Annotated in this window: 25 protein-coding genes and 1 pseudogene; 11 read left to right on the top strand and 15 right to left on the bottom strand. The window is 62.8% G+C overall.

All coding sequences use genetic code 11. The annotated features are described in order from the left end of the window. Positions 1–36 precede the first annotated feature (36 nt). Together PFU01S_RS19015 and PFU01S_RS19010 are read right to left on the bottom strand one after the other, a co-directional pair. Entirely contained in the window at positions 37–462 is a 426-nt protein-coding gene (locus tag PFU01S_RS19015) for a DUF1294 domain-containing protein (RefSeq protein WP_028687730.1), read from the bottom strand. Further along, positions 455–1,285, bottom strand: a complete 831-nt coding sequence (locus PFU01S_RS19010) for an undecaprenyl-diphosphate phosphatase (RefSeq protein ID WP_028687729.1) — start codon at positions 1,283–1,285, stop codon at positions 455–457. Before PFU01S_RS19010 ends, PFU01S_RS19015 begins: the two co-directional genes overlap by 8 nt. Before the next feature lie 261 nt (positions 1,286–1,546). On the opposite strand from PFU01S_RS19010, the pseudogene PFU01S_RS22990 reads away from it, so the two are divergent. The 11 genes and pseudogenes from PFU01S_RS22990 to PFU01S_RS18960 all read left to right on the top strand — a co-directional run. Beyond that, positions 1,547–2,344 (top strand): annotated as a pseudogene (locus PFU01S_RS22990) (cache domain-containing protein); the annotation flags it as partial. Positions 2,345–2,482: 138 nt separating this feature from the next. Continuing rightward, positions 2,483–3,217 carry a methyl-accepting chemotaxis protein gene (locus tag PFU01S_RS22985; RefSeq protein WP_373456138.1) on the top strand — a complete coding sequence of 245 codons (735 nt, stop codon included), beginning with the start codon at positions 2,483–2,485 and terminating at the stop codon, positions 3,215–3,217. 112 nt (positions 3,218–3,329) lie between these two features. Then, entirely contained in the window at positions 3,330–3,896 is a 567-nt protein-coding gene (gene pnuC, locus PFU01S_RS19000; RefSeq protein ID WP_027915546.1) for a nicotinamide riboside transporter PnuC, read from the top strand. Continuing rightward, entirely contained in the window at positions 3,893–4,447 is a 555-nt protein-coding gene (locus tag PFU01S_RS18995) for an AAA family ATPase (RefSeq protein WP_027915545.1), read from the top strand. Before pnuC ends, PFU01S_RS18995 begins: the two co-directional genes overlap by 4 nt. Positions 4,448–4,746: 299 nt before the next feature. Further along, the gene (fapA, locus tag PFU01S_RS18990; RefSeq protein ID WP_027915544.1) at positions 4,747–5,181 is read left to right on the top strand and encodes a functional amyloid chaperone FapA; all 435 of its coding nucleotides are present in this window, start codon (positions 4,747–4,749) and stop codon (positions 5,179–5,181) included. Position 5,182: 1 nt separating this feature from the next. Further along, positions 5,183–5,761 carry a fibril amyloid subunit FapB gene (gene fapB, locus PFU01S_RS18985; RefSeq protein ID WP_028687727.1) on the top strand — a complete coding sequence of 193 codons (579 nt, stop codon included), beginning with the start codon at positions 5,183–5,185 and terminating at the stop codon, positions 5,759–5,761. Positions 5,762–5,810: 49 nt separating this feature from the next. Next, positions 5,811–7,229 (top strand): amyloid-like fimbrin subunit FapC, encoded by a 1,419-nt coding sequence (fapC, locus tag PFU01S_RS18980; RefSeq protein WP_027915542.1) that lies wholly within the window; start codon positions 5,811–5,813, stop codon positions 7,227–7,229. A 61-nt stretch (positions 7,230–7,290) separates the two neighbouring features. Further along, complete coding sequence (fapD, locus tag PFU01S_RS18975) at positions 7,291–7,971, top strand: fibril amyloid maturation endopeptidase FapD (protein ID WP_028687726.1); 681 nt, start codon at positions 7,291–7,293, stop codon at positions 7,969–7,971. 45 nt (positions 7,972–8,016) lie between these two features. Further along, entirely contained in the window at positions 8,017–8,775 is a 759-nt protein-coding gene (gene fapE / locus PFU01S_RS18970) for a fibril amyloid subunit FapE (RefSeq protein ID WP_027915540.1), read from the top strand. Positions 8,776–8,820: 45 nt separating this feature from the next. Then, a complete protein-coding gene (gene fapF, locus PFU01S_RS18965; RefSeq protein WP_027915539.1) occupies positions 8,821–10,101 on the top strand; it encodes a fibril amyloid transporter FapF in 1,281 nt (426 codons plus the stop codon). Positions 10,102–10,235: 134 nt separating this feature from the next. Continuing rightward, positions 10,236–12,437: an LTA synthase family protein gene (locus PFU01S_RS18960; RefSeq protein WP_028687725.1), complete on the top strand. Its 2,202-nt coding sequence runs from the start codon at positions 10,236–10,238 to the stop codon at positions 12,435–12,437. A gap of 68 nt (positions 12,438–12,505) precedes the next feature. On the opposite strand, the gene ureG is transcribed toward PFU01S_RS18960, so the two are convergent. The 13 genes from ureG to PFU01S_RS18895 all read right to left on the bottom strand — a co-directional run bounded on the left by ureG (position 12,506) and on the right by PFU01S_RS18895 (position 26,246). Then, positions 12,506–13,129 carry an urease accessory protein UreG gene (ureG, locus tag PFU01S_RS18955; RefSeq protein WP_027915537.1) on the bottom strand — a complete coding sequence of 208 codons (624 nt, stop codon included), beginning with the start codon at positions 13,127–13,129 and terminating at the stop codon, positions 12,506–12,508. 11 nt (positions 13,130–13,140) lie between these two features. Continuing rightward, positions 13,141–13,815: an urease accessory protein UreF gene (locus tag PFU01S_RS18950; protein WP_027915536.1), complete on the bottom strand. Its 675-nt coding sequence runs from the start codon at positions 13,813–13,815 to the stop codon at positions 13,141–13,143. Continuing rightward, the gene (locus PFU01S_RS18945) at positions 13,815–14,360 is read right to left on the bottom strand and encodes a HupE/UreJ family protein (RefSeq protein WP_027915535.1); all 546 of its coding nucleotides are present in this window, start codon (positions 14,358–14,360) and stop codon (positions 13,815–13,817) included. Before PFU01S_RS18945 ends, PFU01S_RS18950 begins: the two co-directional genes overlap by 1 nt. 17 nt (positions 14,361–14,377) lie before the next feature. Further along, positions 14,378–14,863, bottom strand: coding sequence for an urease accessory protein UreE (ureE, locus tag PFU01S_RS18940; RefSeq protein ID WP_028687724.1), 486 nt, complete (start codon positions 14,861–14,863; stop codon positions 14,378–14,380). A gap of 10 nt (positions 14,864–14,873) precedes the next feature. Beyond that, positions 14,874–16,577: an urease subunit alpha gene (gene ureC / locus PFU01S_RS18935; protein WP_028687723.1), complete on the bottom strand. Its 1,704-nt coding sequence runs from the start codon at positions 16,575–16,577 to the stop codon at positions 14,874–14,876. Beyond that, complete coding sequence (locus PFU01S_RS18930) at positions 16,574–16,891, bottom strand: urease subunit beta (protein WP_028687722.1); 318 nt, start codon at positions 16,889–16,891, stop codon at positions 16,574–16,576. Before PFU01S_RS18930 ends, ureC begins: the two co-directional genes overlap by 4 nt. A gap of 19 nt (positions 16,892–16,910) precedes the next feature. Beyond that, positions 16,911–17,213 carry an urease subunit gamma gene (locus PFU01S_RS18925; protein ID WP_028687721.1) on the bottom strand — a complete coding sequence of 101 codons (303 nt, stop codon included), beginning with the start codon at positions 17,211–17,213 and terminating at the stop codon, positions 16,911–16,913. A gap of 11 nt (positions 17,214–17,224) precedes the next feature. Beyond that, the gene (locus tag PFU01S_RS18920; RefSeq protein WP_028687720.1) at positions 17,225–18,058 is read right to left on the bottom strand and encodes an urease accessory protein UreD; all 834 of its coding nucleotides are present in this window, start codon (positions 18,056–18,058) and stop codon (positions 17,225–17,227) included. Between the two features lie 282 nt (positions 18,059–18,340). Next, entirely contained in the window at positions 18,341–19,255 is a 915-nt protein-coding gene (locus tag PFU01S_RS18915) for a site-specific integrase (protein ID WP_027915530.1), read from the bottom strand. A gap of 243 nt (positions 19,256–19,498) precedes the next feature. Continuing rightward, complete coding sequence (locus PFU01S_RS18910) at positions 19,499–21,760, bottom strand: ATP-dependent DNA helicase (RefSeq protein ID WP_027915529.1); 2,262 nt, start codon at positions 21,758–21,760, stop codon at positions 19,499–19,501. Next, positions 21,757–23,406, bottom strand: coding sequence for a VRR-NUC domain-containing protein (locus PFU01S_RS18905; RefSeq protein ID WP_027915528.1), 1,650 nt, complete (start codon positions 23,404–23,406; stop codon positions 21,757–21,759). Before PFU01S_RS18905 ends, PFU01S_RS18910 begins: the two co-directional genes overlap by 4 nt. A 132-nt stretch (positions 23,407–23,538) precedes the next feature. After that, entirely contained in the window at positions 23,539–24,867 is a 1,329-nt protein-coding gene (locus PFU01S_RS18900) for a GntR family transcriptional regulator (protein WP_027915527.1), read from the bottom strand. After that, the gene (locus PFU01S_RS18895; RefSeq protein ID WP_027915526.1) at positions 24,867–26,246 is read right to left on the bottom strand and encodes a hypothetical protein; all 1,380 of its coding nucleotides are present in this window, start codon (positions 26,244–26,246) and stop codon (positions 24,867–24,869) included. The genes PFU01S_RS18900 and PFU01S_RS18895 overlap by 1 nt, the downstream gene beginning before the upstream one ends. Between the last annotated feature and the right edge of the window lie 258 nt (positions 26,247–26,504).

Raw genomic sequence — 26,504 nt, 5'->3', positions numbered from 1 at the left:
TTAAGCGCGCTCGCTCCCGTGTGTGATAAAGCGGTTTCACGCCAATGCCGCAGCTCGCCCCTGGAAGAACAGCCAATACGCCCAGGCGGCCTGGTGCACGACCACGATGGCCCAGAAGGTAACCTGGTAAGGCACCTTGCGTGTCTTGTGCCTGAACAACTGCTGCGCCAGCAGAGCGCCAGGCCAGCCACCGAACAGTTCTGTACCGTGCAACAGCTTCTCCGGGATGCGCCGCGCCTGGGTGCGGGCCTGGGTGCGGGCCTGGGCCTTGTCGTGCCAGTAGAGCAACACGCTGACCAGGCTCATCCCCGGGTACACCACCAGCGGCCACCACGCCTGCGCGTCGTAGGCCAGGCACGCTACACCCAGCACCGGCAGCACACACAGCAGCCCCAGCAGCACCCCCTTGAACCGGGCGTTGCGTATCTGCGCGGGGCGCTGGCGATCTGGCTGCTCAACCATGGGCAACGGTCCAGTCGACCCAGCCGAACAGCCAGCTGGCCAGAATCAGCATGCCGAAGACGATCCGATACCAGGCAAAGGCTGCATAACTGTGGTTGGCGATGAACTTCAACAGGCCGCGTACGGCGATCATCGCGAAGATGAACGAGGTCACGAAGCCCAGCGTAAAGATCGGTAGATCATCCGGCTGGAACAGATGACGGTACTTGTAGCCCGAGTACACGGCAGCCCCCACCATCGTCGGCATCGCCAGAAAGAAGGAAAACTCCGTCGCAGCAGTACGCGACAGGCCAAACAGCAGGCCACCGATGATGGTCGAGCCGGAGCGCGAAGTACCAGGAATCATGGCCAGGCACTGCACAAAACCGATTTTCAGCGCATGGCTCCAGCGCATCTCATCGACATGCGTCACCTCAACCGTATGTTGCCGTCGCTCGGCCCAGAGCATGACCACCCCACCCAGCACCAGCGCAGCCGCCACGGTGACCGCGTTGAACAGGTACTCATGAATCAGGTCGGCGAACAATACACCCAATACCAGCGCTGGCAGAAAGGCCAATAGCAGGTTACCGGTGAAGCGCTGGGCCCTGGGCTGGGTGGGCAACCCGCGGACCACGTCGACTATCTTGCCGCGAAACTCCCACATCACCGCCAGGATGGCGGCCAGCTGAATGATGATGTTGAAGGCCATCGCCCGCTCACCTGTGAACCCGATGAGGTCGGCGACGATGATCTGGTGGCCGGTACTGGAAATCGGCAGGAACTCCGTCAGCCCTTCCACCACGCCCAGTATGATTGCCTGAAAGGCCGTCCAAAAATCCATCATCCCCCCGATGGAGCCTGCTCGTGGCAAGCTCCTTGTTCTTGATTTGCCTGAATATTGCCGCACGCGGCCCGGCTGTTTTACAGCGTCTGTTGGTCGCAAAGCCAGTGGAAAAGTTCACGGTTACTAAAGGTTTCATGTTGCGCCGCCGAAATGCTGGCAGAACCCCTTTGCACTGTCATGACGTTGCAGGCAACAGACTCCACGGCACATGGCACTTAGCCATTGGTCGAGTGGGTCCATGGCCACAGGCGTGCTTGGATGCAGGTGAAAACAAGAACAAATGGAGCATGCGCAATGAAGACGCTTAGATCGATGTCGATCAGCAGCCGCTTGTGGCTGATCCTGGTAGTGGCGATAGCCATGCTGTTGGCGCTTGGTCTGCTGATGCTGCGCCAGATCCACGGCGACTTGTACCAGGCCAAGGCTGAGAAAACCCGGCATGTGGTGGAAACGGCCACAGGTGTATTGGTGCATTTCCAACAGCTGGAGGCCGCCGGCACGTTGAGCCGCGACGCGGCCCAGCAACAAGCCCTGCAGGTGGTGAGGGCGCTGCGCTATGACCATGACGACTACTTCTGGATCAACGACCTGACCCCGCGCATGATCATGCATCCGGCCAATCCCAAGCTCGATGGCCAGGACCTGTCGGGCATCCGGGATCCGGATGGTTTTGCGGTATTCAACGAAATGGCTGCGCTGGCGCGCCAGCAGGGGGCGGGGCCTGTGAATTACCGCTGGCCCAAGCCCGGGGCTAGCGAACCTGTTGCCAAGACGTCCTTCATCCAGCTGTTCAAGCCCTGGGGCTGGATCATCGGCTCTGGCGTCTACGTGGACGACGTACAGGCCGAGTTCGCTCGACAGCTGCGTGACGCTTCGCTGCTGGGCGTGGTGATCGCGCTGCTGATGGGCCTGATGGTCTGGGTCATCGCACGCAGCATTGCCCGCCCGCTGCAGGAAGCCGTGCAGGCCATGGGCAATATCGCCAGCGGCGAAAGCGACCTGACCCGGCGGCTGGATACCCACGGGCGTGATGAACTCAGCCAGCTGGGCGAGCACTTCAACCGCTTCAACGGCAAGCTGCAAGGGGTGATCGGACAACTGCAAGGGGCGGCGCATGCGCTGGCCAGATCGGCCGACCATGTAGGCGACAACGCCGGTGCGGCGCAACAGCAAAGCGCGCAGCAATCACTGCAGATGGACCAGGTGGCAACGGCCGTGAACGAGGTGACCTACGCCGTGCAGGATGTTGCCAAGACCGCCGAGCAGGCCGCCGGGGAGATGCACACCGCTCAGCAACAGGTCGCGCAGGGGCAGCAGGCGATCCATGGCAGCCTGGCTCAGATCGACCGGTTGTCCATGACCATCGAACAGGCAGTGCAGGTGATCCGCGATCTGGCCGGGCACAGTACCCGCATTGGCGGCGTACTGGACGTGATCCGCTCGATTGCAGAACAGACCAACCTGCTGGCCCTCAATGCGGCGATCGAAGCGGCTCGCGCAGGCGAGCAAGGCCGGGGTTTTGCCGTGGTAGCCGATGAAGTGCGCCTGCTGGCGCAGCGCACGGCCCAGTCCACCGCCGAGATCCACACCATGATCGAACACTTGCAGAGCCAGTCCGATGCCGCCGTCAAGGCGATCGACACCAGCAGCGAGGCCTCACGGCAAACTGTCACGCAAGCCCGTGAAGCAGGCGCCAGCCTCAATGCGATCAACCAGGCCCTGCACACCCTGACAGCGTTGAATGCTTCCATTGCCAGCGCCACCCTGCAGCAATCCCACGTAGTGGAAGACATCAACCGCAACGTGCTGGACACGGCAGGCCTTTCCCAGCAGGCGGCCGATGCGGCGCGTCAGTCCAGTGAAGCCGGCGTGGCGCTGGGCCGGCTCAGCCAGGACCTGGAACAACTGCTGCGCCAGTTCAAGGTCTGAAGCCGACACCGGCTCAGGGCTGCAAGACGGCCCTGATGCCGGCAACGCCCTACACCTTCCTTGAGCTAACCGCTACAATCGCGCCCCCCGCTCAATTCTCCAAGGATCGCCGATGTCCGGCCTTGAACTCATCGCCGCCGTCCTCGGCGTCATCGCTGTGTGGCTCACGGTCAAGCAGAACGCCTGGTGCTGGCCCATTGGCCTGATCATGGTGCTGATCTATGCCTGGCTCTTTTACGAGGTCAAGCTCTATTCGGGCATGCTGCTTCAAGTTGCCTATGCGCTGTTGCAAGTGTATGGCTGGTGGCAGTGGAAGCGCCCTGAACGCCAAGATGCGGCACGCCAGGTATCGAGCTTGCGACCCGGCGCGCTGCTCACCCACCTGTGCCTGGGCGTGCTGCTCAGCGCAGCATTAGGTGCTGCCATGGCCACCTGGACCGATGCCGCCCTGCCCTGGCTGGACGCCAGCCTGACCGGCTTCAGCCTGGTGGCGCAGTGGTGGATGGCGCAAAAGCGCTTGCAATGCTGGCCCCTGTGGGCCGTGGTGGACATCATCTATGTCGGGCAGTACCTGCACCAGCACTTGTACTTCACCGCAGCGCTGTTTGCGGTGCTTACCCTCATCGCCCTGCGCGGATGGCTGGAGTGGTACCGGGACCCAGCGTTGGTGAAGGCATGAGCGCTGTGACGAGCACTCAGGTGGTGGTGCTGTGCGGCCCCGAATCCAGTGGCAAGAGCTGGTTGAGCGGCCAGATCCAGGCGCGTTTCGGTGGGCTGGTAGTGGGTGAGTACGTGCGTCACTTCATCGACCAGCACTGCCGCGACACGTGCTACGCCGACATCCCCAGCATCGCCCGTGGGCAATTGGCCTGGGAAGACGCTGCACGCGCAAGCTCGCCGTCGCTGCTGATTCTGGATACTCATCTGCTCAGCAATATGCTCTGGAGCCAGACCTTGTTCGGCGATTGCCCACCTTGGCTGGAGCAGGCTCTTCTCGATCGTCACTACGACCTGCACTTGCTGCTTAGCCCTGAGGGCGTGCCCTGGGTTGCCGATGGTCAGCGCACCCAGCCGGATGTGCGAGAGCGCCAGCAGTTTTTCGGGGCGAGCCTGCACTGGTTGCAAGACCACGATCAGCCTTACCGCATCATCGAAGGCGACTGGGCAACACGGCAGGCCCTGGCGCTGGAGCTGGTCGCTTCAATGCTGCGTCGCTCGGCCCCGGTGTAAAGCCCCTGACACACCCCCGCCGCAGCCAACCCTGCAAGCATGCGGCTTACGCCGTGAAGTGCGGTAAGTGTCACGCCACCGAAACACTGCCTGCCACTGTGATCAAACCCTCTCCCAGAGGTGACCGCTCGGTCACCGGTATCTGCTCGTTGTATCAGCCCTGACACAACGCAGGCCTGCACGACGGCCTTTATCACGCTAACCCCCTGAAATACCGCGACTTCTCAAAAGCGGCACGGCTCCTGCTCTTGCTAGCGCAACGCTGAACAAGGCCAGCGGCTGAAGAAGGAACCGCCGTCGTGAGGAACATCGACAAACGCCTGGGTTACCTGTTGCTGCTGGGGTGCGTGGTCAGCTCGCTCAGCGCAACCACCCAAGCCGACAATGGCACCATCGTCATTACCCGCGACGTGCAGACACGCAATGCCGTGATTCCCCCACTGCGCCCGGACCCCACACCTACCACCGTCAATGCCAACCCGGTCAATCATGTGCTGCGCCAGACCAACGAGTTGAGTGACGGCGACTTCGCCAGCATCAGCAGCGGCTCAGGCATCAACGCCATGATCACCCAGCAGACCGACCACCTGGGCGGCAACCTCGGCCACCAGACCCAATTGCCCAACCTGGCAGGCGGACGTGGATCAGGCTCGGGCAACGGGATCTCCAACATGGTCAATTCGAGCGTGCAGAAAGGCCTCGCGCCCCTGCAGATCCTGACGGGGGGCAAATGACATGAAGCCTGCCCTGCTCGTAATCACCCTGCTGTGCAGCGCGTCCGCCATCGCCCAGCCACCGGCTGCCGTCAGCAACAACGCCACCATCGACGACGCCGGCCGTGCCTATCAGGGCAACATGACGGTCAACCAGGCTGCCGGAGACCTGCAGCAGCAGGCCAACGCCCGGGCGTTCGCCCTGGGCCACGGCGCCAGTGCCACGACACAGATCCGGCAACGGCTCAATACACCTCCGGACGCTGCCATGGATACCCAGGCCAATATTGGCGGCGCCTCGTTCAGCCACGGCAATGGCGCGCTTGGTGTCAACCAGAGCGCCGGTTCAGGCACCCAGCAGGCCAACGCCCTGCGCATCAGCGTGGGTACACAACCGCAAAGCATCGACGACAGCGTCCTCCTGCAACAGAACGTGACGCTGCTCAACACCTTTGACTCAGCTGCTACCTCGACGGGTCATCGCCAGGTCACCACCAGTGACCAAGCGTTCACCGGTGGCCGTGGCGTGGTTCAGCTGAATCAGAGTGCCGGGGTGGGAAACCGCATGGCCAACACCTTGAGCATACGGGTCGCCGACTGACCGTTTGAGTCATGAACGACACTTAACCTTTAGAGTACGGAGAATCACCATGAAACCTTCGATGGCACTCAAGCCTCTGGTTTTCGCAATTGCTGCGGTCATGGCCGTTGCTGTACAAGCCGATCAGAACCGTCGCAGCTACAACGGCAACAGCACCACCTGGCTGCCCATCTCGGCCAAGGCCGATGCGCTGGACACCCAGCGTAGCACCGGCAACACCATCACCAACCAGGGCACCGTCAACGAAGCTGAAATGAGCAGCTCGGCAACCGGTGCCAGTGGCAACGTGGGTGTCAACGTGGCGTCTGGTAACGGCAACCAGCAGGGCAACGCGTCGGCCATCGCCAATGCCGCTGCCGACTCTACCCTGGACAACAGTTTCGTCTTCGGCACCGCCGAAGCCAACGCTGACGTCAGCCAGTACAGCAACAACAACCGTGTCGACAACTGGTCGACCCAGTCTTCGGCAGTGATGAGCGGCTCTGGCGAAGGCAGCTCGGGTAACGTGGGCATCAACATTGCCGGCGGCGACCTGAACCAGCAGAAAAACAGCATGGCCATCGCCAATACCAACGCCGGTATCGGCAATGCCACGGCTACGGCCAAGGCCGATCAGAACGGCCCAGGGCTTGTGGTCAACAACGGGGCCGACCGCACGTACCGCGTCGATACCCTGACCTTCACCACCTCGGCCACCGGTTCCAGCTCGCGTGAAGGTACGCTGAACTCCACCGATGACCGCAGTGCCTCGTCCAGCTTCAACCTGGCGGGTTCGCAAAGTGCCAGCTCCAGCGGCTCCAGCGGTTGGAATTCAAGTGGTTCGAGTGCCAATAACGCCAGCGGCTCCAACAGTGCCAGTGCCAGTGGTTCCAACAGCTGGGGCATGAACGGTTCGGCAAGCGGCAGCGCCAGCGCCTCGAGCAGCGCCAGCCTGAGTGCCAGCCTGGCAGCGGCTGCCGATGCCACGCGTACCCTGACCCTGACCAACGGCGATCGCGAGCGCACCCGCACCAGCAGCGTAGACGGTTCGCTCAATGCATCCCTGGATGCTTCGGTGAACACCTCGCAGCAAAGTGCATACGACTCTTCGTTCGAAAAAGCCTTCGACTCCAACTACGACAAGTCGCGCGAGTCGTCCTATAACCATTCGCGGGACTCGTCGTACACCAAGTCGCATGACTCTTCCTACGAGAACGCTTCGGCTTCGGCGTATGAAAAGTCTGGCGAAACCTCCAGTCAGTCCTCCAACGACGTCGCCAAGAGCTACAGCGAAAGCAGCGCTTACGACTTGAGCAATACCGTGTCCTTCCAAGTGCTGACCCCGACCGGCTGGGCCAACCCTGTGACCAACACTGCAACCCTTAGCGGTTCGGTCAATGGCGGCAGCGGCAACCTGGGCGTGAACGTGGCGGCCGGTGTGGGCAACCAGCAGAGCAACTCGCTGGCCATCTCCAACACCTCGTTCTGATGCCAGACCCCAAGGCCCCCTTTTTGGGGGCCTATCTCCAACGCACCCAAAGGCGTCGATCATGCGCGTATTCGCCCTGGCGTTCCTGCTGTGCCTGGCCAGCATGGGTCAAGCAGCCCAGATGCCGCTGTCCGTCCTGCCTGGCGGCGCGGTGGTGTTCAAGCCCATCCAGAGCATGCGCGAACGCAAGTTCGCCGACTTGGTGCAACAGAAGACCGATTTCAGCTGCGGCGCCGCCGCGCTGGCAACCATCCTGCGTCAGGCCTACTGGCTGGACGTGGACGAACACCAGATCATCGAGGGCATGCTCACCCATGCCGACCAGAACCTGGTCCGCACCCAGGGGTTTTCGATGCTCGACATGAAGCGCTATGTGGAAAGCCTGGGCATGCGCGCCCGGGGTTACCGAGTGGCGCCCGAGACACTGAACAGCGTTCGAATCCCAGTGGTGGTGCTGATGGACATCCGCGGCTACAAGCACTTTGTGGTCATGCAGAAGGTCGACCGGGGCTGGGTCTACATCGGCGATCCGGTGCTGGGGCACAAGCGTTACAGAACCGAGGACTTCCTAAAGGGCTGGAACGGCATCATCTTCGCGGTGATCGGCCAGGGCTACGACAAGCAAAACGCCCTGCTCGCCCCTCCGCTGCCGCTGACGGCCAAAGGCCGCCTGGACGGCTTCACGCCGGTCAAGGATGCCGATCTGCTGGACTACGGCTTCATTCGAAGCGATTTCTTCTAACGCCTCTTCCAAGAACAAGGTGCACGATGCGCCGGGGAGCATTGCATGAAGACCCCTATCTGGTTGGTTCTGGCCTGCATGACGGCCAGCCTGCCTATCCACGCCGAAGTGCTGCACCCTATCGAGCTCAAGGACCAGGAACTGGCGAGCTTGCGCGGACGCTACGTGATGCCGGGTCGAATCGTGAGTTTCGGCATCGTCATGAGCAGCACCTGGCAGAACGCGCGCGGTGAAGTGATAGGCGCCAGCAGCACCTTGCAGGTGCAGCAGGCCACGATCAAGCCGCAATTCTACGTCTCGTTGATCGATGAGCGCGGCGCGCCGACGGCCCAGGGAAGTGCCCAGCCGGTTGCCCAGGGCAGCGGTACGGTGAGCGGCGGTGCCGGGCTTGGTACTACGCAGGGGGTGACCCAAGTGGTCCGCGCGGCCGGCGACGACAACAGTGCCTACAACAATGTGAACGTCAATGTGACCAAAGCCGACCAGGCTCCCACGGTGCAGCCCCATGGGCAGGTATTGGCCGCCGGACAGACGCTGATGGCCGAGAACGGCGCCGGCGCGCTGAGCGTGTCGTCCACAGGCGTAGGCGTGCAAATGAACATAGATGCCCACGGCAATCAGGGCAACAGCGTGCAGCGTCTGGCCCAAGGCGGGTTGATGCAGAACACCACCGTGCTCGGCAATGGCAACCTGGTGAACAACGTCACCTCTCTGAACGTGGTCATGCGCCAGAACCTGCCAACCGCCGCTTCGCTAAATGGCAGCCTGGACCAGCTCAAAGGGCTTCGCTCTGTCGGATACTGATCTACGCTCAGTCTCATCACAGCAGTCGGAAGGGACGGCATCTTCATGCAACGATCGTTAGCACTCAAAGCGGTTGTGTGTTTGACAACCTTGGCACCCGCCACATCGCTATACGCCGCTGTAGATCCGCAAGTCGAAGCACTCAAACAGGAACTGACCGAACTCAAGCGCCGCTACGAAGCCCAGCAGCAGGCGCTGATGGTGCTGGAGCAGCGGGTTCGCCAGGTCGAAGAAACCCCGGCAGCCCCCCCGCCCAAACGCCTGGTGCGATCGCCCAGCGAACGGGTCAAGGGGGGCCAGACCGTCGCTGCCGGGGCGCCTGGGACCACCGGCGCCTCGTATGGGCAGGCGCTGGCCGCAGACTCCGAGCCTGCGCAGAGCGTCTCCAACTTGTACGACGAGGCCAGCGGGTTCTTCGGGGGTGGCAAGTTCAGCCTCGAAACCGGCTTGACCTATACCCACTACGACACCCGCGCCCTGACCCTCAACGGCTTCCTGGCGCTGGATTCGATCTTCCTGGGCAATATCAACCTGGACCGTATCAAGGCCGATAACTGGACCCTGGACCTGACGGCACGCTACAACCTGGACCAGCGTTGGCAGTTTGACATCAACGTCCCGGTCATCTACCGCGAGTCCACCTATTCGTCTGGCGGCGCTGGAGGGGCCGGGCCGAGCACCTCGGACGCCACGGTCACGCGCGACCCGGAAATCGGCGATATCAACGTAGGTGTCGCCTACAAGTTCCTGGACGAATCCGAGACCTGGCCAGATGCCGTAGCCACCTTGCGGGTCAAGGCGCCGACCGGCAAGGACCCCTACGGGATCAAGCTGCGCGAAGTGGCGGGCAACGACAACCTTTCGGTGCCTGAGAGCCTGCCGACCGGCAACGGGGTCTGGTCCATCACGCCGGGTATCTCCCTGGTCAAGACGTTCGACCCGGCCGTGCTGTTCGGCAGCTTGTCCTACACGTACAACCTGGAAGACTCCTTCAGCGACATCAGCCCGCAGGTCAACAGCAAGGTACCCGGTGACGTGAAGCTGGGCGACTCGTGGCAAATCGGTGCGGGCATTGCCTTCGCGCTGAACGAGAAGATGAGCATGTCGTTCTCGGTCTCCGACCAGTTCGGACGCAAGAGCAAGATCAAGCCCGACGGTGGTGACTGGCAATCGGTCTCCAACAGCGACTACAACGCGGCCAACTTCAACGTCGGCATGACGTTTGCGGCGACCAACAACCTTACGATCGTGCCCAATCTGTCCATCGGGCTGACCGATGATGCGCCCGACTTCTCGTTCAGTCTGAAATTCCCCTACTACTTCTGATGATCGACGCACCGGGCCCGCTTACGCGGGCCTGGCTTTTGTGTGCCAGCGCTTTGCACGCCCGCTTTGCCCGCCCTTGGCCTGTTATCATCAGCCACAGATTGATGACGATTTAATGGCAAAGGAACGTTTTTGTGAAAAGCCTCTCAGACCCCTCACACAAGCGGCTCGCCGCCTTGGCCGTGTTGGTGCTGGTGCTACCCTTGGGCGCACGTGCCGCGTTGGGCTGGTCCAACCCGCTTGGCTATCTCTCCGACCTGGCCCTGGGCGGCGCGCTGTTACTGCTTTTGCATCGTCGGCCCTGGTGGCTGGCGCTGCCGGTGCTGCTGGCGTGGGCCCTGCTTTGGGTCGCCTCGGCCGAACTGGTGAGCGCGGTGGGACGGTTGCCCACCAGCGCAGACCTCGCCTACCTGGTCGACCCGCAGTTCATGGAAAACTCCACCGGGGGCGGCCTGGCCCACGGCTGGCTGGCTTGGTCCATGGGTGCCGGGCTGCTGGCCTGGTTGGCCTGGGCATGGAAGACCCGTCGCCAGCCTGGCCGGCCGTTACCACGCAAGGCGTGGGTAGCGGTACTGGCCTTGTTCGGCGTGCATTGGGCCAGTCAACACCTGGCACCCTCCGATGCCGAGCAATGGCGCCAATACAACCTGGGCCATCAGCTCGTCTCTGCGGCGGTGGGCGATGTGCAGCGCCAAGTGCAACGCTGGAGCGGCCAGGTGACGCCGTTCACCCCCCTGCCCAGCGCCGGCCTTACCCAATCAGACCTCAACGGCCAACGCTTGCTCGATGGCCCAGGCAGTGCGCGCAACCTGCTGGTCATCACGGTCGAGGGCATCCCCGGTGCCTACCTGCGTCCCAATCGCGAGGCGCTGCACAGCCGCTTCGACGAAGACTTGATGCCGCGCTTGAGCCAGTGGGCTACGCGGGGCATGAATACCCCGGACTATGTCCTACACAGCCACCAGACCATACGCGGGCTGTATGCAATGCTCTGCGGCGACTACGACAAACTGGCCAACGGCACGCCCAAAGGCGTGGAGTTGTTGACCCAGGCCGAGCGCAACCAGGCCTGCCTGCCGGCGCAGTTGCGCCAGGCTGGTTTTACCACCCATTACCTGCAAGGCGCTGGGCTGCGTTTCATGGCCAAGGACCGCATCATGCCCCACGTAGGTTTTGATTCGGTACATGGCGTGGAGTGGTTCGGCAACCGCAATTACCTGGACTTCCCATGGGGCAAGGATGACCGAGCCTTTTTCGAAGGCGCGCTGGATTACGTCGGGCAACTGCGCAAGCAAGACCAACCGTGGATGCTCACCCTGCTCACCGTCGGCACCCATCAGCCCTACTCCGCCCCTGCCGATTACCTGGCGCGCTTCGACACCCCCAAGCAGGCCGCCGTGGCCTATCTGGACGACGCCTTGGGCGCTTTCTTGGACAACCTGGAGCGCCAGGGCGTGCTCAAGGATACCTTGGTGGTGGTCACCTCGGATGAATCCCACGGCATCGATGGGGTGCGCTTGGCTTCTTCCTGGGGCTTCAACCTGACCCTCGCACCCGATCAGGCCCAGTTGCCTCACCTCAAGGGCGGTACCTACGGGCACGTCGACCTGGCCACTTCGCTGCTCGACTATTTCGCGCTGCCCATCCCGCTGGCCCTTGGCGGGCGGTCGATGTATCGAGACTACGACACCGGCCGCGAAATGATCTCGTTCACCAATGGCATGCTCCGCTACCACGACGGCAAGGGCGTGTTTACCGAGTGCGATTTCCAGCAGCGCTGTCGCCGTTACGCCAGTGAAGGGTTCATTGCCGATCGGGCCCGCTACCTGGACCAGGGCGACAATGCGCTGGGGCAGCAAATAGGTGCATTGGCCGGCGTACTGGACCAATCGCTGATGCAAAGCCCCCTCAATCTGCGCTATCAATTTGGCGGGCCCTCACCCATCCAGCTCAGCAAGCGCATCCATGACGACTGGGCCGATAACCTGATCGGCGCGCAGTACCTGGAGATGCCCGAAGGCTCGCGCACGCGTGTCAGGGTCAAGGTGCGTGCGCTGGACGCCCGGCACGCCGCTTACATCCAGCTCAAGGCCAAGCAACTGGAGCAGGATGTGCCGCTAGGCTTGCCGGAGGAAGTCAGGGTCACCGCCGACGAACCGTTGGAGATGGAGTTCGGGTTCGACAACCCAGTGGAACGCAAGGCCTTCTCGTTCCACCTTCTGGGTTATGGGGGTGGGCAGGTCGAGGTGAGTGACTTCAGCGTCATCACTGCATTGCCTGGCGAGGCGGATTTTCAGGAGGAACTGACGCCGGAGCACGTTGCGCACTCAGGCTGATGCGCTGCCTGGTCTTGTCTACCCAGCCTGGCGTACGGCCCAGGCTGGGGGTTGCACATCAAGCGGAGTCAGGTCCGCACGCCCAGCATGCCTCGCTCGATGATGAAGTCGATCACCGCCTGCAACCCCTCCCCTTTTTTCAGGTTGCTGAACGTCCAGGGCCGCTCGGGCCGCATCCGTTGGGTGTCACGCTCCATTACTTCGAGTGAAGCCCCAACGTACGGTGCCAGGTCGGTCTTGTTGATGACCAGGAAGTCCGACTTGGTGATGCCGGGTCCGCCCTTGCGCGGAATCTTCTCCCCTTCGGCGACGTCGATCACGTAGATGGTCAGGTCCGCGAGCTCGGGGCTGAACGTGGCGCTCAGGTTATCGCCGCCACTTTCGACAAAGATGACTTCAAGGTTGCCAAACTTGCGCGCCAGCTCCTCGACGGCTGCGAGGTTCATCGACGCATCTTCACGAATGGCCGTGTGCGGGCAGCCGCCGGTTTCCACGCCCACGATGCGCTCAGGCTCAAGTGCGCCGGCTTCGGTCAGAATACGCTGGTCTTCCTTGGTATAGATGTCGTTGGTCACCACCGCGATCTGGTAATGATCGCGCATGGCCTTGCACAGCGCCTCGAGCAATGCGGTCTTGCCGGAGCCCACAGGGCCACCCACACCGACACGCAGGGGTTGTTGATAGCTTTGCATTCAGGCAGTCCTCAAGAGCGGAACAAACGGGTGTATTGGGTTTCGTGACGCGACGATGCGATGGCCAGCAGCGGCAAGCCGCCGCCAAGCTGGTCGTCGCCAAGGGTCAGTGCATGATCGAATGCGTCGGGCAGGTCGTTGCTGAGCGCATGCAGCAGGGTCTGGGCAGCCTGTTGGCCGAACGGCACCAGCTTGACGCCGGCCATCACCGCCCCTTCGAGCCAGGCGAAGCCGTAGCCCATGGCCAGTTGGCGCAAGGGAATCGCCCAATGCACAGCCAGCCAGGCCATGGCACCGAGCTGGGTGAGCCCTAGGCTGTCACGCCAGGCCGGGACCTGTGCCAGTTGCCAACCGTCGAGCAGGCGCGCCAGCGCGGCCCCGCGCTGTCCCTCTTCCAGGCGCAGCTCTGCGGTTTCGCGATTGGCCAGCAAGAACCGGCACCAGCGGGCGTAAGCCTGGGCATCGCTGGCCAGGCAGGCGTCGTATAGGCGGACAAGCACGGGCCAGTCCAGGCACGCGAGGGTGTCCTGGACCTGTTCGCGTTGCCAGGCTGCAAAGCCAGCCGTGTCCTTGACCCACCCTGCTTCAACTGCCCATTCCAGGCCTTGCGAGTAAGTGAAGCCCCCGACTGGCAAGCCGGGGCTTGCCAGCTGCAACAATCGCAGCAACGCCAGATCGGTGCTCATCAACCTGCCAGCACCAGGGCTGCACCGGCCAACAGCCCACCGCCGAACGCTTTCTGCAGCCGCGCATGACGACGCAGCAGCAGGCCTGCGGCGTAGCCACAGGCCAGTAACAGGCCGCTCACTGCAACGAAACCTGCGCTGAACTGCCAGAACGCGCTAGGCGTCGCCTCCACCCCATGCGCCCAGCCATGGAACAGCGCGAACACCGGCATGGCCAGGGCCAGCAGCAGTTGCCTTGCTGGCAGCAGCATTGCTGCACCAGCCACCACCAGCGAGCCAGCAATCAGGGTTTCCATGCCCAGCACATTGCCGAACACGTGCCCCCCTACAGCACCGGCGAACATCGCCGCCAATGTGGCCAGGGGGAGCAGCAACGTGCGGCCGGTGAGCGCCGCTAACACGCCTGTACCCAGCAGCATCAACAGGTGATCCAGCCCGGTCAGTGGGTGCAACAGCCCGTCCTGTAGCGGGTGGGTATCGTGACCCGGGTGGGCGAAAGCCGGCAATGCCAGCATCAGCAGCAACAACGCGAACATCTTTTTCATAGGTAGCTCCAACAGGGTCAGGAATGAGCAGGCAGGCGCACGAAGGGATGGCCATGGGCATGGGCATGTGGCGCACTCTGGTAGGCGCCGGCCTCCGGTTCGAAAGGCGCCTGTTCGGCCTCCACTGTCAGGCCCAGGCCACGCAGCATGTCATCGAGCACATGGTCATGCTGAAAGCGCAGCAGGCCAGGCTCGATTTGCAGGGGTACGTGTCGATTCCCCAGGTGATAGGCGGCGCGTGCAAGCAGGTGCGGGTCCGCACAGCGCACGGTCGAGACTGCTTCGGGCGCGGCTTGTACTCGGATCAACTGGCTACCGGTGGCATCTGCCAGCAGTTCTCCGCCGCGCAGCAGGTGACCCCGTTCCAGCATCAAGCCCGCTTCGCGGCCATCGTCCAGGGTTACCCGCAAACGGCTTTTGATGCGGCTGTCCACATCCAGGGTGACAGTGCCGGTTTGGGCATGAGTACCGGGGTCGGTGATACGACGGGTAAGGACTAGCATCGGAACTCCTTCAGAACAGGAAATAGCGCTGCGCCAGCGGCAGCTCGGTGGCCGGTTCGCATACCAGCAGTTCACCGTCGGCCCTGACCTGATAGGTCTGGGCGTCGACTTCGATCACCGGTTGCAGAGTGTTGTGGATCATGTCGGCCTTGCGCACCCGTCGGCAGCCGTGGGCCACCCCGATCAGGCTGCGCAGGTTCAATGCCTGGTGCAGGCCGTCGTCCATTGCGGCCTGTGGCAGGAAGGTCATGCGTGTGGCATGGCGGGCCGCGCCCAGGGCGCCGAACATCGGCCGGTAGTGCACCGGTTGCGGCGTTGGAATCGAGCCGTTGACGTCGCCCATGGGCGCAGTGACGATCATGCCGCCCTTGATCACCAACGCGGGCTTGATCGCGAAAAACGCCGGTGACCACAACACCAGGTCTGCCAGTTTGCCCGCCTCGACCGAGCCGACCTCATGGGCGATCCCGTGGGTGACTGCAGGGTTGATGGTGTACTTGGCGATATAGCGCTTGACCCGGAAGTTATCGCTGTAGGCCGTATCGGGCGCCAGGGGTCCGCGACGCTTTTTCATCTGGTGTGCCACCTGCCAGGTGCGTAGCACGACTTCCCCGACCCGGCCCATGGCCTGGGAATCGGAAGACGTCATGGCGAAGGCGCCCATGTCATGCAGGATATCCTCGGCCGCAATGGTCTCGCGCCGGATACGCGACTCGGCGAAGGCGACGTCTTCGGCAATGCTCGGGTCCAAGTGGTGGCAGACCATCAGCATGTCCAGATGCTCATCCACGGTATTGACCGTGTAGGGCAAGGTCGGGTTGGTCGAGGACGGCAGTACATTGGGCTGCCCCGCTGCCCGGATGATGTCGGGCGCATGCCCCCCGCCAGCCCCTTCGGTATGAAAGGTGTGGATGGTGCGCTCGCCAATGGCGGCCAGGGTGTCTTCGATGCAGCCGGACTCGTTGAGGGTGTCGGTATGGATAGCCACCTGGATGTCCATCTCCTCGGCCACCCCCAGGCAACAGTCGATGGCCGCGGGGGTCGACCCCCAATCCTCGTGCAGCTTGAGCCCCACAGCCCCGGCGGCGATCTGCTCGCGCAGCGCCTCTGGCCGCGAAGCATTGCCTTTGCCCAGCAACCCGATGTTGATGGGCAGGCTGTCAGCTGCCTGGAGCATACGCGCCAGGTACCAGGGGCCTGGTGTGCAGGTGGTGGCATTGGTGCCGGTGGCAGGTCCGGTACCGCCGCCAATGAAGGTCGTGACGCCGCTGTTCAAGGCTTCATCCACCTGCTGTGGGCAGATGAAATGGATGTGCGAATCGATGCCGCCGGCGGTGACGATCTTGCCTTCGGCCGCAATCACCTCGGTGCCGGGACCGATTGGCAAGGTGACGCCTGGCTGCACGTCAGGGTTGCCGGCCTTGCCAATGCCTGCAATGCGGCCCTGCTTGATGCCAATGTCAGCTTTGACGATGCCCCAGTGGTCGATGATCAGCGCATTGGTAAGGACCAGATCCATGGCCTCGGCGGCCAGCATCTGCCCTTGGCCCATGCCGTCGCGGATGACCTTGCCGCCGCCGAACTTCACTTCTTCACCGTACAGGGTGTAATCCTTTTCGACGGCCACCCACAGCTCGGTGTCAGCCAGGCGTACCCGGTCCCCCACCGTGGGCCCGAACATGTCGGCATAAGCCTGGCGAGACAGTCGGCTCATGCTTCACGCTCCAGAGGCCCCATGACCTTGCCCTGGAACCCGTACACCTCACGCTTGCCGGCGTAGGCGACCAATTGCACGGTACGAGCCTGGCCGGGTTCGAAACGCACGGCGGTACCTGCCGGAATGTCCAGGCGAAACCCGCGGGTAGGGCCACGCTCGAAAACCAGGGCCGCGTTGACCTCGTAGAAATGGTAATGCGACCCGACCTGCACGGGGCGGTCGCCGTGGTTGGCAACGCTCACGCTGACGGTGGCACGGCCGCTGTTGAGCTCGATGTCGCCGAGGGCGACCTGGATTTCACCTGGAATCATCAGGGGCTCCGGTGGGGTTTCAGACAATGGGGTCATGCACCGTCACAAGCTTGGTGCCATCGGGAAACGTTGCTTCTACCTGCACGTCGTGCAGCATCTCGGCGATGCCGGGCATGACCTGCTCGCGGGTCAGCACCTCACGGCCGAGGCTCATCAGCTCGGCGACCGTTCGCCCGTCGCGTGCTCCTTCGAGCACCGCCGCGCTGATCAGCGCCACCGCCTCCGGGTAATTGAGCTTCAGGCCACGGGCCATGCGCCGTTCGGCCAGCAATGCGGCGGTGAACAGCAGCAGTTTGTCTTTCTCTCTAGGGGTCAGCTCCATCGGTACTCTCTTCAGGTGGCCCAGATGCGTGGCGGGCAGGCGGACAGCCCCAGGACGGCCGGACGCAGCACTTGCCACAGGCGTTGCAGGGTGTGTTGCAGGCGTTGGTTATCGTGATCGAGCAGGCGAATCACCAGCAGCGAGCCGAGCAACGTCGCGCCTGCCGGGATACCTAGCCCATCCAGATGCGGGCGTACGGCCTCGAGGGTGTCTTGATTGGCGGGCGCAGCGCAGAAGGTTGCCAGCAACGGATGACCGCCGAGCTTCTCCAGGCGTCCACCGCGCACCCGCAAGCGTTCGTGCAAGCCGATTTCGTCTGCCTGCTCAATGCTCAGCAGGCTGTCGAGCGCGCCTTGCTCGAAGCGCTCCTGCATGACCGGCCTGCCCAGGCAAAGGGTTTCCCAGGCCAGCAGTCGAGCACCTGCTTCGAGGGTGAAGCGGCTCTCGAGCGTTGCCTTGGCACCATTGAAAAAAATGCTGTCCTGCGGCAGCCACTCCAGTGTGCTGTCCGCTGCCAGGCGAAAGCGCTGGGTCAGGCGCGCCGTCGGCCCCACGCTGCGGTAGAACTTGCTCGCCCCCGGCATGGTGAGCAGTGCGTGGCTACCGGGTTCCAGGCTGATGTCCAACTCCAACCGGTCACCGGCAACGATGCCGCCTGGCGGATGCAGGACATAGACATGGCATGGCGCACCTTCTGGATAGAATGGCCGTTGCACCAAAAGAGGTCCGAAATGCCGGCGCGCACCAAGGCGGGTCACACCCTCACGTAGGACGAAACGCAATTGCAGATGAGCGCTCCACCCGCTCGGGTCATCCAATGTATTCAGCGGCTCTGCGAGCATCATCCTGCAGCCCTTGTAATGCGTGGCCTGGTAGCCGTTGGGAGGGCATTGGGCGGGAACGGCTGCCCGCCCCTGCCTGACCACTCGATCAAAATTCTCGAAGTGGACTTAGCAGGGAATGGGCCAATTCAGTGGATCAGTCACAGACGCTGATATCAGACAGCTGCGCCCGCATCGGGCAGCTTGATGTCGCGTGCACTAGGCAGGGGCAACCACGAGCGCTATTGAGGTGCTCGTGGCCATGGGCGTAGGGTCTGCCATCCTCAGGACAAAGGATGGGCGTGTTCAGTAGTCGAAGCGGTCCACAGCACGCCGACGTTCATTGTCATCGCGCCGGTCATAGATGGCAGTGGTCTGGATGTTGGCGTGGTGCGCCAGCTTCTGAGCGATGGACAGGTCGTGCTCTTCGATGACCCGCGTGATGAAGGCCCGACGAAAATCGTGCGGCATGATCTTCACGCCTACCTGCGTGCCGCGTTGGCGGGCAATGTAGTAGATCGCATGCTTGGTGATCCGGGCCCGGGTGATGTGGTTGCCCCGCCGGATACGGTTGAACAGAAACGGATCGTCCTCGGCGCCGGCAGGCAAGTCAGCGCGCCGCAGGTCAAGCCAGGCCTGCAGTTTCTCGAAGGCCCAGGGCGGGGCGTACTTGATCAGCTGGTGATTGCCCTTGCCTACCACCTGCAAACTGCGGGCCTCGAAATCCACCTGGTTCAGATCGATGTCCACCGATTCCGACTTGCGCATGCCAGTGCCGTACAACAAGGCAATGATGGCGGCGTCACGAACCCCCTGCGGGCGCGGGTCAGCGGCGCACACATCCATCAGTTCACGAATCAGGCTGCGCCGCAGGTTGCGACCAGGCGGTAGTCGCGAGCCAGTGGCAGGTTTGACTTCGCGCATGCGCAGCAGGTGCTCGTGGTCGATCAGGCCCTGTCGCCAGGCCTCGTTCATGACGCCGCGAATGGCATTGACATACAGTGACGAGCTGTTGGGCGCAAAACCATCACTGCGCAGCGCGGCGACCAGCCCTATCACATGGCCAGGCTCAAGCTGGTGCCACGGCACATCGACCAGGTTGCAGTCCACGAACCCTAGCCGGTCGGCAGCGTCCTGGAGGATATAGCGCATGGTCTGCTGACTGGAGGGCGCCAGCCGGTCCATGTACTGCAAGAGCGGGTTTTTCGGAAGTTCGGACAAAACATAAATCCTGTAGCAGTGTTGCAGCGCAGGCGGGCGATGAGTGCAGGCTACCCATTCTCAGGCTTTTGAGACAGCGCACGGGCCAGGCCACTGCGAACCTGACACGCTCAACCGCCCTCCAATACAACGGATTGCGGATCGGTGTGGTCGCTGATCTTACCGCAAAGGCTCGACCAGAACGAACGCAGGGCCTCAAAGCCGCCTTTTCATCAGTTGAGGAATCGGGCCCAAGCAGCAGGGTCAGGCAATCGCTGGCGGCCACCAGCCTGGGAACATCTGCTGGACGCGGGGTTCGGCAAAGCGCTCGTCGATGAGCACCAGCACTCCGCGGTCCTGGTCGCCCCGGATGACCCTGCCTGCGGCCTGGATGACCTTGCGCACACCTGGATACAGGTAGGCATAGTCAAACCCGGCGCCGAACTGGCGCCCAAGTCGCTGCTTGAATTGCTCGTTGATCGGGTTGACCTGGGGCAGGCCCAAGGTGGCCACGAATGCGCCGATCAAGCGCGTTCCCGGCAGATCGACACCTTCACCGAAGGCCCCGCCCAATACCGCAAACCCTATGCCGCGCCCGCCTTCGACGAATCGGTCCAGGAACGCCTGACGTTCACCCTCGTCCATGCCTGGCGCTTGCGACCAGAGGGGGATCTGCCCGTGCTGGCGCGCCAGCAACTCCGCCACCTGCTGCAGGTATTCGAAGCTGCTGAAGAAGGCAAGGTAGTTACCGGGAAGGCGCTGGTACTGCTGCGCAATCAGCTCGACGATTGGCGCTAACGAGGCGCTGCGCTGCTGATAACGCGTGGAAACCTGGCTTGCGATGCGCACTTGCAGCTGCTCGGCGCGAAACGGTGCGGCCACCTCGAGCCAGGCGGTGTCCGCCGGCATGCCCAGCAGGTCGTGGTAGAAGCGTCGGGGGCTCAGGGTGGCTGAAAACAGGGTCACGCTGCGGGCCGCCTGCATGCGGGGCGAGAGCAGCCGCGCCGGGTTGACGTTACGCAGGCACAGTGTGGAATAGCGCTTGTTGCGTGGGCCGTTGCGCACACTGATGTCGAACATGAAATGCTCGTCGAACAGTTCAGCCACCCGGTTGAACTGCAACGCACTGAAAAAAAACTGCAGCAGTTGCGGATCGGTATGCGCCGGGGATTGATTCATCTGCTCCTGGATCAGGCTTATGCATTGCTGGAGTGCGCGCAGCAGCGCTTGGGGCAACACGTCACTGGCCTGGTACGGTGCGCGCTGCTCTTTGTGCAGCGCATTCCACTGCCGGTTCAAACGGTCCAGCGCCGTGGTCAGCCCGGCCGGCTTGCGCTGGCGTAACGCCTGCAGCTGGCCCTGATCGAGGCTGGCGCTGTACATGCTGCGGCCTCGATCGACCAGGTTATGAGCCTCGTCCACCAATACGGCGGTACGCCACTGGTTGGCCTGGGCCAGGCCGAAGAGCAAGGCGTGGGCATCGAAATAGTAGTTGTAGTCGGCAATGAGCACATCGACCCAGCGCGCCATTTCCTGCCCCAGGTAATACGGGCATACCTGGTGGGCCAATGCCACTGCGCGCAGGCTGCTGCGGTCGAGCAAGGGCTGGGCAGCGGCGGCTTCGCGTGCAGCGGGGAGCCTGTCGTAGAAGCCCGCCGCCAACGGGCATGACTCCCCATGGCAGGCTTTGTCCGGGTGTTCGCAGGCCTTGTCGCGGGCGATCAACTCCAGCGTGCGCAGGCCGGGCTGGGCCTGGGTGTCGGTCAGTTGACGAAGTGCATCAAGGGCCAGCGCGCGTCCCGGTGTCTTGGCTGTCAGAAAGAACAGCTTGTCCAGTTGCTGCGGCACCATGGCCTTGAGCAGGGGAAACAGCGTCCCCAGGGTCTTGCCGATGCCAGTGCTGGCTTGGGCCATGAGGCAGCGGCCAGTGCTCACGGCCTTGTACAGGGTCTCAGACAGCTGTCGCTGCCCTTGACGAAACTGCGGATAGGGAAAACGCAGCGCCAGTAGCCCTTGGTCGCGCTGCGCAATGCGCCGTTGCTGACCGTGAGCCCAGGCCAGAAACCGCTGGCACTGGTCGTCGAAGAAGGCCTGCAGATCCGTCGCTGTGCAGTGCTGGGTGATCAGCGTCTGCCCATCACTGTCGACGTCCAGGTATACAAGGGCGACATCTAGGGCTGCCAGGCCACGCGCCTGGCACAGCAGCCAGCCATAGACCTTGGCTTGAGCCCAGTGCAATTGGCGATGATTGTCAGGCTGACGAGCCAGGTCACCACGGTGGGTCTTGATTTCTTCGAGGCGGTTGCAGGCCGGGTCATAGCCGTCGGCGCGTCCGCGCACGCGCAAGGTTTCGAACTGACCTTCCAAGGCGATTTCCGATTCATAGCCCGCGCCCCGCCGTGCGACCACGCGCCGATGGCCTTCGATGCCTTCCTGGGCTGTGGGCGACGGCGTGAAGCGCAGGTCCAGGTCACCCACCTTGGCGCTGAACTCACACAACGCCCGTACGGCCACGCTGTAGCTCACGCCGCCTCGCTCCAGCGCACATGGCACACCGCAACCGGCAGGCCGTGCAGGCGGCAGAATTCCAGCCAACGCAGCTGGTTATCCTGCAGGCGATCACCCGGCCCCTTGACCTCCACCATGCGGTAGCTGCCCTGCTCCGGCCAGAACTGAATCAAGTCCGGCATGCCGGTGCGGTTATTGCGGATGTCCTGCAGCAGCCTCAAAAAGCATTGTTTCAAATGAGCGCCCGGCAAGCAGCCCAAGGCTTGGTCCAGCAGGGTTTCATTAAGCATGCCCCAGAACACGAACGGCGATTGCAGACCGCGCTTGGTGGCATAGCAGTCCCGAATGATTTGCCGATGCGTACCGTCGTCCAGCCGGCTCAGGCAACGCTCGAACACGTCGCTGCGCCGATGCTGGAAGTCGCTGTCGTGCAGGTCTTGGGGCGCCGACTGGAACGGGTTGAAGAAGGCCCCTGGAACCGGGGCGAACACAGCCTCCCAGCACAACAGGCCGAACAAGCTGTTGAACAAGGTGTTTTCCACATAGTGCACTTCGCCACCCGACGCAGCCAGGTGCTGTCGCACCGCTTCCTCAACGCCAAGCTCGGCGTGGGCCCTGGGCAGTTCCAGCTCGATCAACTCGACTGGCTTGAGGCGCTGGCGACGCTGAGGTGGCCCGCCAAGCTTGCGCGCCAGGCGCGGCAACATGCGCTCCAGCGCCTGTACCTCGAGCGCATTGGCCGGCGCTGCTGCCAGTTGCAAGGCCAGGGCATGGGCCTGCTCCCAGGACTGCGTGCGTTCCAGTACGCGTACTTGACGAATGCGCGCCTGGGGGTGGGCGCACTGGGCGTACACTGCCATGGCCTGATCCCATTCGCCCCTGCGTTCACACTGCTGGCCCAGCGCGAACAGTAACCGCGCCCGGCGCCTGGCCAGCCATGCATTGCCACTGTGCAAGCCTTGCAGTGTCGCCAGGACCGAAGCGGTATCGGCCCCCTCCTCAAGACGCTCGGCGCACTGGTGCAGCGCTAGCGCCAGGTCAACCTCCGAGCGCTGGTGCAAGGCCCGCGAGTCAGCACTGAACGCTACCTGCTCGAAGCGCAATACACCCAGGTCGGCCAGCACGAAGTCCGACCAGTCTTGATAGAGATTGCCGAAAAACAGCAGCCGGATCCGGTCACAGACCGGCTGTCGGCACCACTGCACGATACGCAGTTCGCTGTGGGCGAACCATTGGCGCAAAGAACGGGGCGCCAGCTCCAATGCTTGCAGCTCGGCCAGCAACTCATGCTTGGCCGCACGCGGCCGGCTGAGCTGCGTTGCGAAACACTGCGCCAGTTCATCCTTGCGCAAGAGCGTGAACAACTGCTCCAGGGTCAAGTGCTCGGGCTCGCACACCCAGCCAAGCCCCATCAAAGGTGCCAGCGCCTGCCCGATATCACCAACCTCGGCATACTGCAGGCGATCATCGCGAAACAGCTCACCCTTGCGCATGACCATGCGCACCATGATCGCCTGTGCAGGTGCGTCGAGCTCGGCGAACGTAGCGATGAACGCCTGCTCGCTCAGATCGAGCAGGTCTGCATAGCGCTGACCCACCCAGCACAGGACCTGGCGGAAGTTATGCAGGTAATACAACGGATCTTCGACAGAATGGGCAATCACGGAAATCGGTCGGACGGCAGCTTTACGGGGTACTGGTTATACATACAGACTAGCGCGTGTGACAAGTGCCGCGGGTCGGGCCGTGCATCTTCGCGCCCTGGCAGCATGGCCGATGCAGGCCTGGGGCGGTCATCAAGGGTGCCCGGCGACCTGAGCCAGTCGATCGACGGCAATCTGTAGCTCTACCGGGTCATCACCCGTCCAGCCCAAGGCCAGATGATGCTGAAAGCGGCCGTGCAAGCTGAAGTGCTTGCCAGGCATGGCATGCAGCGGCGTACCGGCCAGGGCCTTACTGATGGAATCCCAATGGACAGGCTGGCGCAACCTTGCCCAGAGCAAGCCGCCACCGTCGGGCAAGCGCAGTTGCAGCTGTGGCCCAAAGCGTAACGCGAGCACGCGTGCCAATGTTCGGGTACGGCGTTGCAGGGCCTGGCGAAGCCGGGCCCATTGTGCATCCACCTCCCCCTTGTCCAACATGCAGGCCAACGCTTGCATGCGTAAGGGTGGCAAGCGGAAAGCCCGTTCGCAGAAGCCTCTGGTCAGGGCACCGGTCGGTCCTAACACGTAGGCATACGGGGCCTCGGGCCCAAGCACTGCCTCGAACCCACCCACCACCAGCAGTTGCCTGACATCCACCCAGTCTCGCTGGCGGATGACAGGCGGGCCTGCGTGACAGAGCTCGCTGTCCAGGTCGCTTTCCAGCACCCATACCCTATACCGCGAGAGCAGATGGCCCAACTGCTGCTGGCCCGCCGAGGTCACCAGCCGGCCTTGTGGCGTGCTCAGACAGGAGGGCAGCACCACAAGCCCCACTGGCTCGCTTTCCAACAGACAGGTCAGCGCATACAGATTGAGATCACCCCGAGTATCCACTGGCACCTCAAGCACGGGCACCCCGGTGCGAGCGAGCGCCTGCAATAGCTGCCAGCAGCAAGGCGAATGAACCACCACTGCCGCATGCTTGAGCTCAAGCGCTGCCCACACGGTATCGAGCAACGCAGTGAGGTCCGGCGCCACGTGCACATCCTTGGCGCACCAGTAGCGGCTGCTGGAATGGGTGTAGCGCTCGGCAAGCGCCTGACGCAATCTCACGCTGCCCGGGTCCTGACCCCAGCCCATGGCTCGCAGCCGCTGACGCGCCAGCCGGCGTTCATGATTGTGCAAGTTCAGCTCGAACAGCGATGGCTCGAATACCGGCGGTTGCCGGGGCGTGAGGGCCACCTCGCTGCTTGATGCACTGTGCACGAAGTAGCCCGACCTGGGCAGACGCTCAACACGACCGGCCTCCTCCAGCAGGTTATAGGCATGCTGGACAGTGCCCAGCGACACCCGTAGCCTCGAAGCAAGGCCTCGCAGCGAGGGCAAACGCTGCCGTTGCCCGGGCGGCGATTGATCAATGAGTGCTTCGATGTACCGGTAGACCTTGCGATAGGCAAACTCGCGATGCGGGGCCTGCGGCATCACGGCCGCTCCACGTCGCAGCCTTGCGCCGGCAAGGGCGCCTGGCACAGCAGACGCAAGTTGATGTCACGCCGGGCCAGGTGCCTCAACACGCGCATGGCCGAGGCAGGCAAGTTGGTTTCATACAGGGCCCGCAGCTGTGCAACAGGCAAGCCACTGACATTGACGAGCCAAGCCTTCACGGCTTGTGGACATGGCTCGCCGCGCAAGGCGTGATGCAAGTAGGGCAATGCCACCAGCATGTCGGTATGCCGGCACTTGAGGAAGCGCTCCAAATGCTTACCCCTGCGAGCAAAGGGTGTGAACAGCAAGCACATCAGCTGATCGTGGCTCAACCCCCACACGCCGCCCACCTGCCCAGTGCGGCCCCGGCCCGGTTTGTCCACCTGATGCTTGAGCGACAATGCGGGCCTGCACCCCTGGGCTTGCTGAGCGCGGGCCTGCAGTTGGTGCACCTGCGCCAACGCCTCAGGATCCACGAAAGCCCCCAATGGATAGGCATCCTGCGGCACTGCGCACGGATTGCCGAGCATCGATTCAAGTTTCTGTCCTTCAAGCAAGTCTGCCAGAAGCTCATCGATCGCCATGACCCGCAGTGGCGTGCGTACCTGCTCCTGCCGGCCTGTCGGCCTGATTTCCTGGCCACCAACACCCTCCAGCCGCTGGCCCAGTTGAGCGAGCCCGTCAGCCAACGCAGCCAGGCAATGCTGCGCCTCGGGCAAGCCGCTTTCGCCGGCAAGGTGCAAGATGCGCCGGAACCAGGCCAGAAAACGATGCCGCTCTTGAGCCGGTATTGCCGTGATCATCACGTCGACAGGTGTTTGGAACTGCACGGCCTCGCTGAATGTGTTTGCCAGGTCCAGATAAAGCCAAGCGCCCAACAATCCCTCGGGCCTGGCACCTGCCAGATGCCCCAACAGCAGCATGGCAGTGCTGGCCAGAGGGACGTCGTCCCTGCTGGGCACCCAGTCTCGCGAAAAGGGTCTGACCGCCCGACCCTGGACCATGAGCAGCTCAACGCGTGGATCATCCTGGAGGAACAAGGCATTGAACGCACGCTCGTGACATACCAGGGTGTGAGAACCAGGAGCGGGTTGACTGATCACTAACACACGCAACTGGAAGGTGACCGGCCCGCGTGTGGCGATGCTCAATTGCGCAGCCCGGAGCATGGCCAGCAATCTGGCACTACGGCGGTCGTTGCCATGCAGAGCCAATACACGAAACGTCCCGATATATTCAGCGCCTCCGGCAGCTATCAGCAATCGCTGAATCAACAACTGCAAGGAAGCACGTTGTGATTGGGACATATGGTTCAACAAGCGCTCCAGCACTTGCCGATAAATATGATGCATTGCCTGATCGTGAATAGCCGTCACGATATTACCTCGTCCAGTTCATGCGGCCAGTCGATGCACAAGCACTCGGCATCAACCCTGGCCGGGATATTCCGAATGGTCGTTACAGTCCACGCACAACGAAGTTCATCTTCACTGTCGACACACGCCGGAAGCCCTCACCGCATACCCATGGCACACCGGCTTTTCACGCCATTGCCCAGCCAGCTCAGCCCTGCTCATATCACGCTCCTTGCGTAAACTGTCATTGCGCCATTATCGATATGCAACAGAAGAATT

Origin of the sequence: Pseudomonas fulva NBRC 16637 = DSM 17717, assembly GCF_000730565.1 — a bacterium.
In the GTDB taxonomy this organism is placed as follows: domain Bacteria; phylum Pseudomonadota; class Gammaproteobacteria; order Pseudomonadales; family Pseudomonadaceae; genus Aquipseudomonas; species Aquipseudomonas fulva.
This window is presented reverse-complemented; position numbering and strand designations above follow the sequence as displayed.